The sequence below is a fragment of the Enterococcus sp. DIV0086 genome (genome assembly GCF_050498705.1).
Taxonomy (GTDB): Bacteria; Bacillota; Bacilli; order Lactobacillales; family Enterococcaceae; genus Enterococcus; species Enterococcus faecalis.
The window spans coordinates 1408897-1422736 of record NZ_JBNIDN010000001.1 but is presented as its reverse complement, the minus strand read 5'-3'; the positions used below and the strand labels follow the sequence as shown (position 1 = coordinate 1422736).

The following is a 13840-nucleotide window of genomic DNA, read 5'->3' as shown; positions in this document are numbered from 1 at the left end:
TTGTTGAAATTCAAATGTTTTTTAGGAGGAAGAGAATGGAAAAGAAAATTTCACCAAATTTAACGCTCTTTGCATTAGCTATCAATGCTTTCGCAATCGGTTCAACAGAATTTATTAGTGTGGGTTTATTACCAATGATTGTTAAAAGTTTTCATATTAGTCTTTCCCAAGCAGGTTTGACTGTTTCTTTGTACGCTTTAGGTGTGACGATTGGGGCGCCGTTATTAACAATTTTGACAGGAAAATGGAATCGTCGCTCATTAATGCTAGGGATTATGCTTCTTTTCATTAGTGGGAATTTAATTGCTGCGTTTGCGCCAACGTTTATTATTTTATTGGTAGGGCGGATACTTTCTGCATTGGCGCATGGCATTTTCATGTCTGTTTCGACTGTCATCGCCGCAGATGTTGTGCCGCCATCACGTCGTGCCAGCGCCATTGCTATTATGTTTACGGGCTTAACGGTTGCAACAGTGACTGGTGTACCTTTAGGGACGTTTATTGGGCAACAAACAGCTTGGCATATGTCCTTTCTTTTTATAGCCAGTATTGGCTTGGTGGGACTGATTGCTAGTTATTTTTTAGTTCCCAAAAATTTACCGATACCAGGGAAGGTTGACATAAAAGGAATCACGCGGATTTTTACGAACAAACCCCTCGTTTTCTCTTTTCTAATTACTGCTTTTGGTTATGGTGGAACGTTTGCTGCATATACGTACTTGTCACCGTTATTGGAAAATTTAGGCTTTTCAGCCAACGCGGTAGTGATTATTTTAGTTGTTTATGGCGTAATGGTCGCAATTGGCAATACAGTAGGTGGTCACTGGGCAAATAAAAAACCTTTAGATTCGTTAGTAAAAATGTTTAGCTTATTAATTCTGTCCTTAGTCTTTTTATTTATTACTGTTTTAATGGATAACAGTCTTCTAGGCTTATTAGCAAGTTTGATGTTGGGTCTATTTGCCTTTATGAATGTACCTGGTTTACAACTATATGTTGTAGAATTAGCGGAAAAGTATGTTCCAGAAGATATCACTTTGGCCTCAGCTTTTAATATTGCAGCCTTTAATATTGGGATTACCGTTGGCTCAATGACAGGTGGGGTAGTCACAGATCATTTATCAGTAACATATACACCGATTTTTGGTGGTTTTATCGTGCTAATTGCTGTCTTGTTCGTACTTTATATTCGGAAGCAAGAAGAACAAAAAAACAACTATCTTTAGAAAACTAAAAAAAGCAGCTGGTCACTATGTAACTGACCAGCTGCTTTTTTTTAAGCTTTTTTGCGGAAATAATTCCAGCAAGCAATTAAAACAATTACTAATAAGGTTAACAAGAAAATCAGAGAAATGAGGGAGCCCATCGTTGTCCCCTGAGCAAAATTATCTGCGTGGTCTTGAGCGATATTAATAATCGTCGCTACAATGGCCGTCGCAATAGCGCCAGAAAATTGTTGAAGTGTATTAAATAACGTATTGCCGTCGCCAAAATCTTTCTCCTCTAACAAGCTCATACCAGTCGTCATCATATTACTGTATGCAAAACCTAGACCAATCATATAGGTAACATGTCCAGCGACGAATCCTAATAAAACAGGCATCTCTAGTAAAATTGTTAAAGCTAGCCAACCGATTGTCGCCAAACTTAAGCCAAATAATATAGGTTTTTTAGCGCCGTATTGATCCAACACTCGTCCAGAAAGTGGTGCCAAAATGGCCCCGACTGTAGCACCTGGCAGCATGACTAGCCCAGCTACAAACGCATTTTTTCCAAGGACGATTTGAACAAAGTTTGGTAAGACAAAGGAAATACCTAACAATAAGAATTGACAAACTAAAAAGCCACATAAAAATAAAACGAAGGCGGGATTTTTTAAAATTGTCAAACGAACTAGTGGCTGTTCAGCGGTTGTTGCTCGTTTATAAAAAATAACAAAGCCAATAACGGCTGCCAGAAGTGAAAGCCAGCCAAACAATGTACCAATTTTACTTAAAAACATCAACAAACCACTAAATAACAGGGCAATACCAATTAAACTAACCAAATCAAGAGTGGTGGTTTTTTTAACAGGTATTTCTGGAATAGCAGATAATCCCATAAACAAAGAAAGCAGTAAAACAGGAATTAAGAATAAAAAGATGGCGTGCCAAGATAGGGAAGATGTTAAAATTCCACCATACGTTGGACCAATGGCTGGAGCAATTGAAGTGGTCAATGTGCCTACCCCCATCATCGTTCCCCGTTTTTCCAGCGGGGTAAAGTTCAAAATAATATGAAACATCAGTGGCAAAGCAATCCCAGTGCTAGCCCCTTGGAAGAGTCGGCCTAATAACAAGATACTGAAAGATGGCGAATAGACATCAATCGCTAAACCAATCAAAAAGAAAAGATTCGCAACAATAAATAAGCGTCTTAACGAATAGGTTTTTAATAAATAATTGGATAAGGGCACCATGATAGAAATAACTAATAAATAAATCGTTGTCACCCACTGCACGGTACCGGTGGAAACACCAAATTCCTTTGTTAATGTCGGAAAGGTTACATTCATTGCTGTTTCAATTAATACGCCAGCAAAAGACATAATTCCTGTCGCTAAAACGGCAGGGAATAATCGTACGTTTTTTTGTTCCATTTAATCACCTCTATAGTTTTCATTTTTTCGTAAAAAAATAGAAGCAGTTTCTATAAGAATAGAAACCGCCTCTCTCTCGACACGCAACTTGCGTGTTATCTGTACGATTTGTTTACATGTTGCATTGTAAACAGTTTTTAGGCAATCGTCAAGCAGAAAATAATTAACGTTGCATGAAGAAACTAATAATTGCAAAAATAGCAATGTGAGCTGGATAGAAAATATAAAAGAAATTCCGCATGCCACGGCCTTTTTCACCATTATAAAGAACAATTGGAATCGCTGCTAAAATCATCATCCATTGGTGGTTCACCCCGAATAGTTCTTGGAAATTATAGCTGGCTGCTGAAATCAACGCAACAACGCCAATTGCTGAAATTTGTAACCACTTTTTGCCATGGAATAAATAAAAAGCCACGGCCAAGAGAACAAATAAAAACCCACCTTCTGTCATCATTAGTGATGGCACAATCAGATTGAAAATTTGGAAACCAATTAAGATAGCAGGGTTGCTTAATATGTCTGGAGAACTAAAAACAACGAGAGGTAGAGCACTGATTAATAAAGGCACAATAAACCAAAGAAGCCCTTTACCAATTTGTTTTTGTTTAAAATAGTCCATAGACTGCATGTAGACCGTACCTAAAAATAACGTCCCAAAAATATTATTGATAATTAAGCCACCTGTTGAAAAATACGCATTTAAAATGCCGTTCAGAATCCCCATAATCCAGAAGCCTAACAATAACCGGAACATGTATTTTCGCCGATTGCTTGTGTGAATGAAGCCTTCAGAACTTTCAAATAAGAAAATAGGTGCAGCAATTCGTCCAATCCATCCGAAACAACCAGGCACGCCTAAAAAACTAAAAAATTGCAATAGATGGTCAAAGACCATTGAAATAACCCCAATGACTTTCAAGTGAAAGCCAGTTAATGTTTTACCCATAGTATAAACGCCTCTCTTTCATAAAGAACAATATAACAAAGTCCAGAAAAACCAACCATTTATTTGCCTAACAGTTATCTTACAAAATTGTTTGATTTCTTCAGCTTTTGATGAAAGAAAAAAGTGCCAAGACTAGTTTTTATAATTATTCTATGCTATAGTAAAAGTACATTTTAATAAAAAACATTTGGGGTGCTGTTATGGCTGAGATGATACCCATTGAACCTGATGCAGTTAGTACTGTCGCAGGGAAATGCCGATTTACTTTGATTTTTCACGCACTCATTCTGTCCTAGGATGAGTGTGTTTTCTTTTATCAGGGTTTATTTAAGTCACTCCTTTTGCTTTTTGTTAAGAGAAAGGAGTTTTTTTATTGAAAAAATGGTCATTGCAACAAGTCGTCTTACTCGCTTTTTTAGCCTTTTTGTTTGGCGGTGTTTTTATGGGGGCAGGGTTCCTCTATGCGTTATTGAATGCTGCGCTGTTACCATTAGGACTGAGTCCATTTGCCAATGAGCTTTTATTTGGAATGTGGACCATGGTGGCACCAATTGCAGCGATGCTGATTCCACGAGCGGGAAGTGCTGTTTTGGCGGAAGTTTTAGCCGCTTTGGCAGAAATGCTTTATGGTTCGTATTTCGGACCTAGTGTATTAATTTCTGGTGTGATTCAAGGCCTAGGTAGTGAAAGTGGCTTTTTTGCGACACGCTACAAACGGTACGATACACTAACGTTATTTTATAGTGCGATTGGGACGACTATTTTTAGTTATGTGTATGAATATTTTAAGTTTGGTTATGGCAATTACGGTCTGGGGATGAACATTGCTTTAATTAGCGTTCGGTTCGTTTCTATTTGTTTCTTTGGTATTTTCTTAACGAAAGTTATTTTACGAATGTATCAGTCTGCGCAAGGGTTAGCTGTGAAGGCAAAATGAATAGTATCCAATTAAAAGCTGTGTCCTTTTCACGAGAACAACCCTTGTTTGAAAAGACAAATTTAGCAATTCCTCAAGGAACGTTTTCCTTATTAATTGGCGATAGTGGTAGTGGAAAATCAACGCTCTTACGATTGATTGCCGGATTTGCTCCGCTTGATTACCAAGGAGAAATTTTGATTGAAGGAATGGAACGCCGACAATTATCAACTCGTGAAAAGGCGCAAAAAATTGGCATGCTGTTTCAAAATCCCAGTCAACAATTTACAATGAAAACCTTGGAACGAGAACTGATTTTTGCTTTAGAAAATCTAGGAATCCCGCCTGAAGAAATGAATCGAAAAATCCAAACAGCGCTTCAACTTGTTCAGACTCAAACCTTATTCACACGAGAATTAGCGACGTTATCTGGTGGTGAAAAACAAAAAGCGGCGTTGACAGTTCTGCTAGCAATGAACCCAGATATTCTTTTATTAGATGAACCTTTTGCAAGCATTGATCCAACCTCTCGAAAACAATTTATTCAAATTTTAGCAAGACTCCATCAAGCAGGCAAAACGATTTTGGTGTGCGACCACGATTTCAACGATTACGCTGATGTTGTGGACCAAGTCGTCACGTTGAAAAATGGCCAGTTTGAAAAGCAACCGTTGACGTTTATCAAAACAAAACCGCAGACATTTCAGCTTACAACTTCTGTGGTAAAACAACCAATGCTCCAATTGAAAAATTTTCGTTTGTCTCAGGGAAAACGAGTGCTACTTGAAGAAAAAGAAGCGCTTTTTTTTAAAGGAATTACCACGTTGACGGGGCCAAATGGGGCGGGGAAATCCACCTTATTAAAAGCCATCGTTCAGAGACAAAAATATCAAGGAAAAATGTTCTTGGCGGGCCGCCGCTTGCGGGCTTCAAAAAAATTGTATCAACACATGACATTAGCGGTGCAACAAGCCAATCGTCAGTTTGTCACGTTGACTTTACGAGAAGAGCTTTTGTTTGGTCAGAACATGACAGCAGAAAAAAGAAGAAAACAAGAGGAAGCCTTAATTTTTTTAGGTTTAAAAGAAAAACTAGAGCACAGTGTTTTTCAACTAAGTGAAGGGCAAAAAAAGATGGTGCAATTAATTAGTTTGCTGAGCTTAGATTTGGACTGTTTACTTTTAGATGAACCTTTTGCTGGATTAGATGAGCGAGCATGCAATTATTTTGTTGAATGGATCAAAGAAAAAAGTGCGCAACAAGATTTTCTAATCGTCACGCATCGGCTAGAACCTCTCTCTGGCGTGAGCAATTACCGAATAGAATTGCTGCAGCAACAACTGATTATCTGGCAGGAGGGAACCACATGCAAATAAAGCAAACAAATGCAGCAATTTATGCTTCTTTGATTCTTATTTTGACCTTTGAATTATCTTTTTCTCAGTCAATTTTGGCAAATTTGGCGGTTTTTATGGGTTGTGTCATTTTTTTAATAGGCCAGCGAAAATCCCGCTTACTGCTTTGGTTATTTTTCTTGCCACTTTTACCAGCAATCGGGACGTTTTGGTCTATTTATTTGCATGGTACGAGTAGTCAACAAGCCTGGCTTTTGTTTAGTCGAACGTATGCCTTTGCCGGTTTAGGACTAGCTTTTGCTGTAGGCGTTGATTTTGAAGAATTATTGTTGTTATTGGAACAAAAGGGGCTAGCACCAAACTTTGTTTATGGAATTTTAGTGGTGGTTCACGCCTTACCGGAAGTGAAAAGAGAAATTAATGATTTAAAAGAAGCAAGCCTACTCCGTGGCAAAACGTTTCATTTTTGGTCGCCGATGCTTTATGTTAAAACACTGCTCGTTGCTGTTTCTTGGCGAGATAAATATACGGAAGCAATGTCTGCCCATGGCTATGAAGAAGGAGCCACCAGAAGTCGAAAAGAGCATTTTGTGTCAGCAAAAGTCAGTCTGGGGCTTGCTATTTTGATCATCATTTTTACAAATTTGTTTATTTTTCTAACGTAAAGGAGAAACCTATGACATTTACAGAACAAGCCAAAGAACAAGCGCAAGCTTCTTGGCAAGGAAGTTTTCAGCATCCTTTTATCACAGAGTTACATGAAGGAACCTTGAGTCCAACGATTTTTCGCTACTATTTAATTCAAGATCATTACTATTTAAAACACTTTAGTCAACTTTATCGCTTGATTGCGGCACAAACGCAACAACCTCGATTGAAAAAATTACTCTTAACAAATGCGGAAAATCTCGCGTTGGGCGAATTAGCTATTCGTGAAACTTTTTTTGAAGAACTAGCAATTACGGAAGAAGAAGTTGCAGCGACACCGATTGCACCAACCGCTTATCACTATGTTTCTCATATGTATCGCCAACTTATTGAAGGAACGCCTAAGACGGCCGCAGCAAGTATGTTGCCTTGTTCTTGGCTCTATCAAGAAATTGGTGCACAGTTAGTCAAACAACACTCACCAGAGCCACTGTACCAACGTTGGATTGAAACCTATGCTGGGGAGGAAGCGTACCAACACGTCCAAGAGGAACGCCAACTGTTAGACCAATTATATGAAGAAAGTTCACCACAAGAACAAGCAGCTATGATCACCGCTTTTGTTATCAGCAGTGAGATGGAATACGCTTTTTGGGAAATGGCCTATACACACGAAACCTGGATTGGTTAATACAAAAACAAGTCGTTTAGTGCTCGTAACTAACGACTTGTTTTTGTATTAGAAAGCAGTAATTGTCAGTTGCTTTTTTGACAGGGCGTGATAAGATATTCAGTGACGCAAAATCTGTTGTAACTCGCTCAGTAATAACAGAAACGCCTTGCTAAGAAAGGACTGTAGAAGCCTCATGAATTATCCAGAACCGATTGCAAAATTGATTGAAAGTTATATGAAATTACCAGGAATTGGTCAAAAAACAGCGACACGGCTTGCTTTTTATACAATTGATATGAAAGAAGAAGATGCTAATGCTTTTGCAAAAGCGCTAATTAGTGTCAAGAGAGATCTCCATTTCTGTAGTATTTGCGGAAATATTACTGAAGAAGATCCTTGTGAAATTTGCCAAGATAAAAATCGTGACCGTAGTATTATTTTAGTAGTGGAAGAACCAAAAGACGTTATGGCAATGGAAAAAATGCGTGAATATCAAGGCTTGTATCACGTACTCCACGGGGTGCTTTCACCGATGGAAGGAACAGGACCAGAAGATATTAATATTGCCTCTTTGATCAAACGATTGCACGATGATGAAGTGAAAGAGGTCATTATAGCAACCAACGCTACCACTGAAGGAGAAGCGACGGCGATGTATTTATCACGGCTCATTAAACCAGCTGGAATCACCGTTACTCGTTTGGCACACGGCTTGTCTGTCGGCAGCGATATTGAATATGCAGACGAAATAACCTTGCTGAAAGCAGTCGAAGGACGTCGAGAAATTTAAAAGAAACATCGTTGGAAAAAGAGGTTGAAATCGAAGTAGGTCGTTTCTGTGAGAAAATGTCGCAGTTCAAGCTTTTCCGTACTTCTTTTTCAGTTTCTTTTTTTCAGCAGATGCATCACTTTAAATAGGACATAAGGATTTCAATTAGACTGATAGAGCAAGATGAAGTATAATAGATACAAGTAAAAATTGATTGGAGTTTTCGCACGTGCAGGGTATTTTTATCACATTTGAAGGTCCAGATGGCGCTGGCAAAACCAGTGTTTTGAAGGAAGTTTCTGAAAGATTAGCTAAAGAGTCAAAACGAAAAATTGTCACTACAAGAGAACCAGGCGGCATACCGATTGCCGAAAAGATTCGAACAGTTATTTTAGATCCAAGAAATGACAGAATGGATGAGCGAACAGAAGCTTTACTTTACGCAGCTGCTCGTCGTCAACATTTAGTGGAAAAAATCTTGCCAGCTTTGGAAGCGGGTCATTTAGTCCTATGTGATCGTTTTGTTGACAGCTCATTAGCCTACCAAGGCGCTGGGCGTAGAATTGGGATTGCCCCCATTGCTTCAATTAATGCGTTTGCGACAGAAGGTGTCTCACCAGATTTTACAATTTATTTAGACGTTGACTCAGATACTGGCTTACGGCGGATTCAAGAAAATCGAACACAGCAAATTGATCGCTTAGATTCAGAAGGATTAGAATTTCATCAACGTGTTCGTCATGAATATTTGAAATTAGCAGAAGAAAATCCACAACGTATCAAAAAGATTGATGCACGGATGAGTTTAGAACTTGTCGTAGAAGCAACGTATCAGGCGATTATTGAACGTTATCCAGAAAACTTTTAATTATAGGAAGGTGTAGACCATGAAGATTATTTTAGCCATTGTACAAGACAAAGATAGTAACCGATTAGCCAACGAATTTATTGATGCCAATATTCGTGCTACAAAATTATCCTCAACAGGTGGGTTCTTAAAAGCGGGAAACAGCACATTTATTATTGGGATTGATGATGAACGTGTCGACGAAACATTAGCTTTAATTAAAGAAACATGTCAATCAAGAAAACAATATGTTTCAACACCTGTGACTTTAGATATCACAATGGATGGCCAAATTCCTTATCCTGTGGAAGTTGAAGTAGGCGGCGCTACTTGCTTCGTCTTACCAGTTGAAGGATTCCATCAATATTAAGATGAATGAAGCACAACAGCTACAGCAAATGCAACCTTTGCTGTACAAGCAACTCCAAAAAAGTTTTGAGCATGGTCGTCTTGCCCATGCTTATCTTTTTGAAGGAGATACAGGAACTGGAAAACAAGAATTTGGCTTATGGATGGCGAAACATGTCTTTTGTACGAATTTAGTAAATCAACAGCCTTGTAACGAATGCCATAATTGTGTGCGGATTAATGAAAATGAACATCCAGATGTTTTAAGAATTGCGCCAGATGGGCAAACCATCAAAGTGAACCAAATCCGTGAATTAAAAGCGGAGTTTTCTAAAAGTGGGGTCGAGACTGCTAAAAAAGTTTTCTTAATTCAAGAAGCAGATAAAATGAGTACCGGCGCAGCTAATAGTCTCTTAAAATTTTTAGAAGAACCAGAAGGACAAATTTTAGCTATTTTAGAAACCACTTCGCTCTCTCGAATTTTACCAACGATTCAATCACGATGCCAAACCTTACATTTTCAACCATTAGTCAAAAAAACATTAATTGATCGCTTAATCAAACAGGGGATTGGTGAAAAGACTGCAACCCTTTTAGCTGAGCTGACAAATAGTTTTGAGAAAGCAGTTGAAATCTCTCAAGATGAATGGTTTAATGAAGCTAGGGAAATCATTTTGCAATGGTTTAATTATCTAAAAAGTAATGATTTACAGGCATTTATCTACGTTCAGAAGAAAATGGTCAAAGTATTTAAGGAAAAAGAACAACAAGCGCTTAGCTTTGACTTGCTCATGGTTTATTACCGTCAATTATTGGAAGAAAGTGTTGCGACACAGCAAGCCAAAAAAATAACGGAAGAGCAGGCGGAACGGTTGGCGCTAATTTTGAAAGCACGCCAAAAATGGACTGCCAATGTTAGTTGGCAAAATGTTTGTGAACAATTAGTTATCCAAATGATTCACCCTAAATCATAAAGGAAAAAAGTGCCAAGTGGCATTCAGTTTCATAATATAGTAGGAACTTAGTTGTTTCAGCAAGTTCCTTAACCGATTGAAGCGACGTTCACTTGAACTAGATTAGGAGGAATAAAATGGTAGAAGTAGTAGGAGTTCGCTTCCGTGAAGCCGGTCATATCTATTATTTTGCTCCTGGAAAATCTGAGTATATTTATAATGAGAAAGTACTCGTTGAATCTCAACAGTCAAAACAATTAGCTACTGTTGCTATTCCTAAAAAAACAGTCGATTCAGACGATTTACCAGAGGACCTAAAACCCATTTTAAATAAAGCAACAGCCAATGATTTAGAAAAAGAACAAAAAAATTTGGCTGATGCAGAAGCTGCCAAAAGCATTGCCAATGAAAAAATTCGAGCTCATGACTTAAAAATGAAATTAGTGCGAGTAGAATATACCTTCGATCGTAGCAAAATGATTTTTTACTTTACGGCAGATGGGCGAATTGATTTTCGTGAATTAGTCAAAGACTTAGCGGCTATTTTCCGGACGCGAATTGAGTTACGTCAAATTGGTGTCCGAGATGAAGCGAAAATATTAGGTGGCATTGGCCCTTGTGGCAGACAACTGTGTTGCTCAACATTTCTAGGAGATTTTATGCCAGTTTCAATCAAAATGGCTAAAGATCAAGGGTTATCTTTAAATCCTGTCAAAATTTCGGGATTATGTGGCCGCTTAATGTGTTGTTTGAAATACGAAAACGACGAATATGAAGCCGCTAAAAAAGAATTACCAGATTATGGAAAAGAAGTAATAACACCAGATGGCAAAGGCAAAGTCGTCGGGTTGAATCTATTAAGTCGGATTGTCAAAGTTCGTCTGCATGGTCGTGAAATCGCAGCGGATTATGATTACGAAGAAATCAAAGAAGCTACTGCGAAAGTTGCTGCTGAAAAAGGTGATCAAAATGGATAAACGTTCGCTCTATGATGGATTAAATTCGTTGGAAACTGATTTAGACAGTTCCGTGACACAATTAAGAGAAATTAAAGCAGCACTCCATGAGTTGGTAGAAAAAAATACCACGTTGGAAATCGAAAACCAACGCTTACGGGAGCATCTCCAAGAACTGAATAAGTTAGCAGGAAATACAACTGAAACTGAAAAACAAGAGCTATCAAAATCACGTATGAATTTGGAAAAACTTTATGAAGAGGGCTTCCATGTCTGCAATATTTTATATGGTTCAAGACGTGAAAATGATGAAGAATGTGCCTTTTGTCTTGATGTTATTTATGGGGAACGTACGCGTTAAGTCTAGTGGAACACTGCAAATAAAAAGGAAAGGTTTGGTTTGACAGTCAATCGATTGTCAAATCAAACCTTTATCTATTTATAGAACGAAAAAGGAAAATGAGGGATGCGCTATGCAAAAACAGAAAAGTTTTGATAAGCAAACAACAAAAGGAAAATTGTATCTTGTCCCAACACCGATCGGCAATTTAGAAGATATGAGTATTCGTTGTTTAAACATATTGAAAGAAGCAACGGTAATTGCTAGTGAGGACACAAGAAACACACAAAAATTGCTAAATCATTTTGAGATTACAACACCACAAATTAGTTTACACGAACATAATTACAAAGAGCGAATTCCTCAACTGATTACACGATTGCTGAGTGGTGAAACGATTGCCCAAGTTAGCGATGCAGGTATGCCTTCAATTAGTGATCCTGGCCATGAATTGGTTACAGCATGTCTTGAAGAAGAACTGGCTGTGATTGCCTTGCCAGGACCTACGGCAGGAATGACCGCCTTGATTGCCTCGGGCCTTTTACCACAGCCATTTACGTTTTATGGTTTTTTACCAAGAAAGAAAAAAGAACAGAAAGACGTGTTATCAGCATTAAAAGAAGAACGGCCGACACAGATTTTTTATGAGTCCCCCTATCGGATTGCTAAAACGGTAGCAACGTTTGCTGAAGTCTATGGTCAAGAACGCCCCGCTGTGATTTGTCGAGAATTAACGAAACTTCATGAAGAGTATTTGCGTGGTACCTTAGGAGAACTAACAGAATATTTAGCAGAAAATACGCTAAAAGGCGAGTGTTGTTTATTAGTTAGCGGATTTACTGGTGAGAAAGAGACAATAGCAGCAATGCCAGCTATTTCCCTCAAGGAACATGTGCAAGTTTTAATGGAGGAAGAGGAACGGAGTTCCAAAGAGGCAATCAAAGAAGTGGCCAAATTGAGAAATGTAAAAAAACAAGAAGTATATAAAGAATATCATTCCATTTAAAAAAGGAGAGAAACATGAGTAATTTATTGCGAGCAGAAGGCGTGTCTTATCAAGTAAATGGTCGTAGCATTCTTTCTGATATTGATTTGTCATTTGAAACAGGCAGCAATACAACAATTGTTGGTCCTTCAGGTAGCGGGAAAAGTACATTTTTAAAAATTTTATCTTCATTATTAAGTCCTACAGAAGGCGAAATTTTTTATCAAGAAGCGCCAATTACTACAATGCCAATCGAAACATACCGCCAAAAGGTTTCTTATTGTTTTCAGCAGCCAACTTTATTTGGTGAAACCGTGTATGATAATTTGTTATTTCCATTTACCGTCAGACAAGAAGCGTTTAATCAGGAAAAAGTCGTGGCATTACTCCAACAAGTGAAATTGCCCGCTGCTTATCTTGAAAAGAAAATAGCCGAACTCTCTGGTGGTGAGCGACAACGGGTTGCTTTGCTACGAAACATTATTTTTGTACCAGATGTTTTATTATTAGACGAAGTTACAACGGGATTAGATGAAGAAAGCAAACAGATTGTCAATCAATTGTTAAACCAATTAAACAAAGAGCAAGGAGTCACGCTGGTTCGTGTCACGCATGATACCGAAGAAATTCAGCAAGCACAGCAAGTGATTCGTATTGTAGCAGGAAAGGTGGCGCCGACAGATGGATTTAGCAGTTAATAATTTATCCTTATTTTTTTCAGCCATGCTAGTGGTGGTCGCATTAATTATTAGTACTAAAGAAAAATTAGGTTTTACCAAAGATATTATTATTAGTGTGATTCGAGCAGTCATTCAATTAGTCGCAGTCGGCTATTTATTAAAATATGTTTTTCAAGTCAATAACCTGATTTTAACGCTCATCATGGTTTTGGTGATTGTTTCCAACGCAGCCTTTAATGCAAAAAAACGCAGCCAGCAATTACAAAAGGGCTTTTTGATTTCTTTCATTGCAATTGGTTGTAGTACAGGAATTACCATTGGTATTTTGATTTTTTCTGGTTCTATCAAATTTATTCCTTCTCAAATCATTCCTATCAGTGGGATGATTGCCAGCAATTCGATGGTGGCAATTGGTTTATGCTATCGCAATTTAGATACTCTTTTTCAAAACCAACGGCAAGCGGTAATGGAGAAACTAGCATTAGGTGCAACTATCAAACTCGCCTCTTTACCAATTATCCAACAAAGTGTGAAAATCGGGATGGCGCCGACGATTGATTCTGCCAAAACTGTCGGAATTGTTAGTTTGCCTGGGATGATGTCAGGCTTGATTTTTGCGGGCGTTGATCCTGTCCATGCGATAAAATATCAGATTATGGTGACTTTTATGTTGCTATCAGCAACAAGTATTGGTTCAGTGATTGCAACTTATCTTGCCTATAAAGGCTACTATAATCAACAAAAACAATTGGTTGTTTAATTAAAAAGCTGGAAATCTGTGTT

General features: G+C 38.1%; 16 protein-coding genes and 1 riboswitch. Of the genes, 14 read left to right on the top strand and 2 right to left on the bottom strand.

The features are described from left to right. Positions 1-35: 35 nt before the first annotated feature. A complete protein-coding gene (locus IGI63_RS06845) occupies positions 36-1226 on the top strand; it encodes an MFS transporter (RefSeq protein ID WP_010706833.1) in 1191 nt (396 codons plus the stop codon). A 50-nt stretch (positions 1227-1276) separates the two neighbouring features. Here the strand turns inward: IGI63_RS06845 and IGI63_RS06840 are convergent, their stop codons facing one another. Then, positions 1277-2638, bottom strand: coding sequence for an MFS transporter (locus IGI63_RS06840; RefSeq protein ID WP_002362334.1), 1362 nt, complete (start codon positions 2636-2638; stop codon positions 1277-1279). A 163-nt stretch (positions 2639-2801) separates the two neighbouring features. After that, positions 2802-3587: a TraX family protein gene (locus tag IGI63_RS06835; protein ID WP_429975547.1), complete on the bottom strand. Its 786-nt coding sequence runs from the start codon at positions 3585-3587 to the stop codon at positions 2802-2804. Positions 3588-3765: 178 nt separating this feature from the next. Next, positions 3766-3856, top strand: a riboswitch (TPP riboswitch). Positions 3857-3960: 104 nt separating this feature from the next. On the opposite strand from IGI63_RS06835, the gene IGI63_RS06830 reads away from it, so the two are divergent. From IGI63_RS06830 to IGI63_RS06770, 13 genes are all read left to right on the top strand, one after another. After that, the gene (locus tag IGI63_RS06830; RefSeq protein ID WP_016626139.1) at positions 3961-4524 is read left to right on the top strand and encodes an ECF transporter S component; all 564 of its coding nucleotides are present in this window, start codon (positions 3961-3963) and stop codon (positions 4522-4524) included. After that, positions 4521-5879: an ABC transporter ATP-binding protein gene (locus IGI63_RS06825; protein ID WP_429975546.1), complete on the top strand. Its 1359-nt coding sequence runs from the start codon at positions 4521-4523 to the stop codon at positions 5877-5879. The genes IGI63_RS06830 and IGI63_RS06825 overlap by 4 nt, the downstream gene beginning before the upstream one ends. After that, a complete protein-coding gene (locus IGI63_RS06820) occupies positions 5870-6523 on the top strand; it encodes a CbiQ family ECF transporter T component (protein WP_002362491.1) in 654 nt (217 codons plus the stop codon). Before IGI63_RS06825 ends, IGI63_RS06820 begins: the two co-directional genes overlap by 10 nt. 11 nt (positions 6524-6534) lie before the next feature. Then, positions 6535-7197 carry a thiaminase II gene (gene tenA, locus IGI63_RS06815; protein WP_002362330.1) on the top strand — a complete coding sequence of 221 codons (663 nt, stop codon included), beginning with the start codon at positions 6535-6537 and terminating at the stop codon, positions 7195-7197. Between the two features lie 175 nt (positions 7198-7372). Beyond that, positions 7373-7969, top strand: a complete 597-nt coding sequence (recR, locus tag IGI63_RS06810) for a recombination mediator RecR (RefSeq protein ID WP_002356363.1) — start codon at positions 7373-7375, stop codon at positions 7967-7969. A gap of 208 nt (positions 7970-8177) precedes the next feature. Continuing rightward, positions 8178-8816 (top strand): dTMP kinase, encoded by a 639-nt coding sequence (gene tmk / locus IGI63_RS06805; protein ID WP_002356366.1) that lies wholly within the window; start codon positions 8178-8180, stop codon positions 8814-8816. 19 nt (positions 8817-8835) lie between these two features. After that, a complete protein-coding gene (locus IGI63_RS06800; RefSeq protein ID WP_002356367.1) occupies positions 8836-9165 on the top strand; it encodes a cyclic-di-AMP receptor in 330 nt (109 codons plus the stop codon). A gap of 1 nt (position 9166) precedes the next feature. Beyond that, on the top strand, positions 9167-10117 hold the full coding sequence (gene holB, locus IGI63_RS06795) for a DNA polymerase III subunit delta' (protein WP_002389791.1): 951 nt from the start codon (positions 9167-9169) through the stop codon (positions 10115-10117). 116 nt (positions 10118-10233) lie between these two features. After that, positions 10234-11073, top strand: a complete 840-nt coding sequence (locus tag IGI63_RS06790; protein ID WP_002356371.1) for a PSP1 domain-containing protein — start codon at positions 10234-10236, stop codon at positions 11071-11073. Beyond that, positions 11066-11413 carry a DNA replication initiation control protein YabA gene (locus IGI63_RS06785; protein WP_002356372.1) on the top strand — a complete coding sequence of 116 codons (348 nt, stop codon included), beginning with the start codon at positions 11066-11068 and terminating at the stop codon, positions 11411-11413. The genes IGI63_RS06790 and IGI63_RS06785 overlap by 8 nt, the downstream gene beginning before the upstream one ends. Before the next feature lie 112 nt (positions 11414-11525). Beyond that, entirely contained in the window at positions 11526-12398 is an 873-nt protein-coding gene (gene rsmI, locus IGI63_RS06780; RefSeq protein WP_429975545.1) for a 16S rRNA (cytidine(1402)-2'-O)-methyltransferase, read from the top strand. A gap of 14 nt (positions 12399-12412) precedes the next feature. Next, entirely contained in the window at positions 12413-13075 is a 663-nt protein-coding gene (locus IGI63_RS06775; RefSeq protein ID WP_002356375.1) for an ABC transporter ATP-binding protein, read from the top strand. Further along, positions 13059-13817: an ABC transporter permease gene (locus IGI63_RS06770; protein WP_429975544.1), complete on the top strand. Its 759-nt coding sequence runs from the start codon at positions 13059-13061 to the stop codon at positions 13815-13817. The genes IGI63_RS06775 and IGI63_RS06770 overlap by 17 nt, the downstream gene beginning before the upstream one ends. Positions 13818-13840 lie beyond the last annotated feature (23 nt).

Coding starts and splice junctions, on each gene's coding strand:
- IGI63_RS06845 (WP_010706833.1), top strand. CDS start 36: ATGGAAAAGAAAATTTCACCAAATTTAACGCTCTTTGCATTAGCTATC.
- IGI63_RS06840 (WP_002362334.1), bottom strand. CDS start 2,638: ATGGAACAAAAAAACGTACGATTATTCCCTGCCGTTTTAGCGACAGGA.
- IGI63_RS06835 (WP_429975547.1), bottom strand. CDS start 3,587: ATGGGTAAAACATTAACTGGCTTTCACTTGAAAGTCATTGGGGTTATT.
- IGI63_RS06825 (WP_429975546.1), top strand. CDS start 4,521: ATGAATAGTATCCAATTAAAAGCTGTGTCCTTTTCACGAGAACAACCC.
- IGI63_RS06820 (WP_002362491.1), top strand. CDS start 5,870: ATGCAAATAAAGCAAACAAATGCAGCAATTTATGCTTCTTTGATTCTT.
- tenA (WP_002362330.1), top strand. CDS start 6,535: ATGACATTTACAGAACAAGCCAAAGAACAAGCGCAAGCTTCTTGGCAA.
- recR (WP_002356363.1), top strand. CDS start 7,373: ATGAATTATCCAGAACCGATTGCAAAATTGATTGAAAGTTATATGAAA.
- IGI63_RS06800 (WP_002356367.1), top strand. CDS start 8,836: ATGAAGATTATTTTAGCCATTGTACAAGACAAAGATAGTAACCGATTA.
- holB (WP_002389791.1), top strand. CDS start 9,167: ATGAATGAAGCACAACAGCTACAGCAAATGCAACCTTTGCTGTACAAG.
- IGI63_RS06790 (WP_002356371.1), top strand. CDS start 10,234: ATGGTAGAAGTAGTAGGAGTTCGCTTCCGTGAAGCCGGTCATATCTAT.
- IGI63_RS06785 (WP_002356372.1), top strand. CDS start 11,066: ATGGATAAACGTTCGCTCTATGATGGATTAAATTCGTTGGAAACTGAT.
- rsmI (WP_429975545.1), top strand. CDS start 11,526: ATGCAAAAACAGAAAAGTTTTGATAAGCAAACAACAAAAGGAAAATTG.
- IGI63_RS06775 (WP_002356375.1), top strand. CDS start 12,413: ATGAGTAATTTATTGCGAGCAGAAGGCGTGTCTTATCAAGTAAATGGT.
- IGI63_RS06770 (WP_429975544.1), top strand. CDS start 13,059: ATGGATTTAGCAGTTAATAATTTATCCTTATTTTTTTCAGCCATGCTA.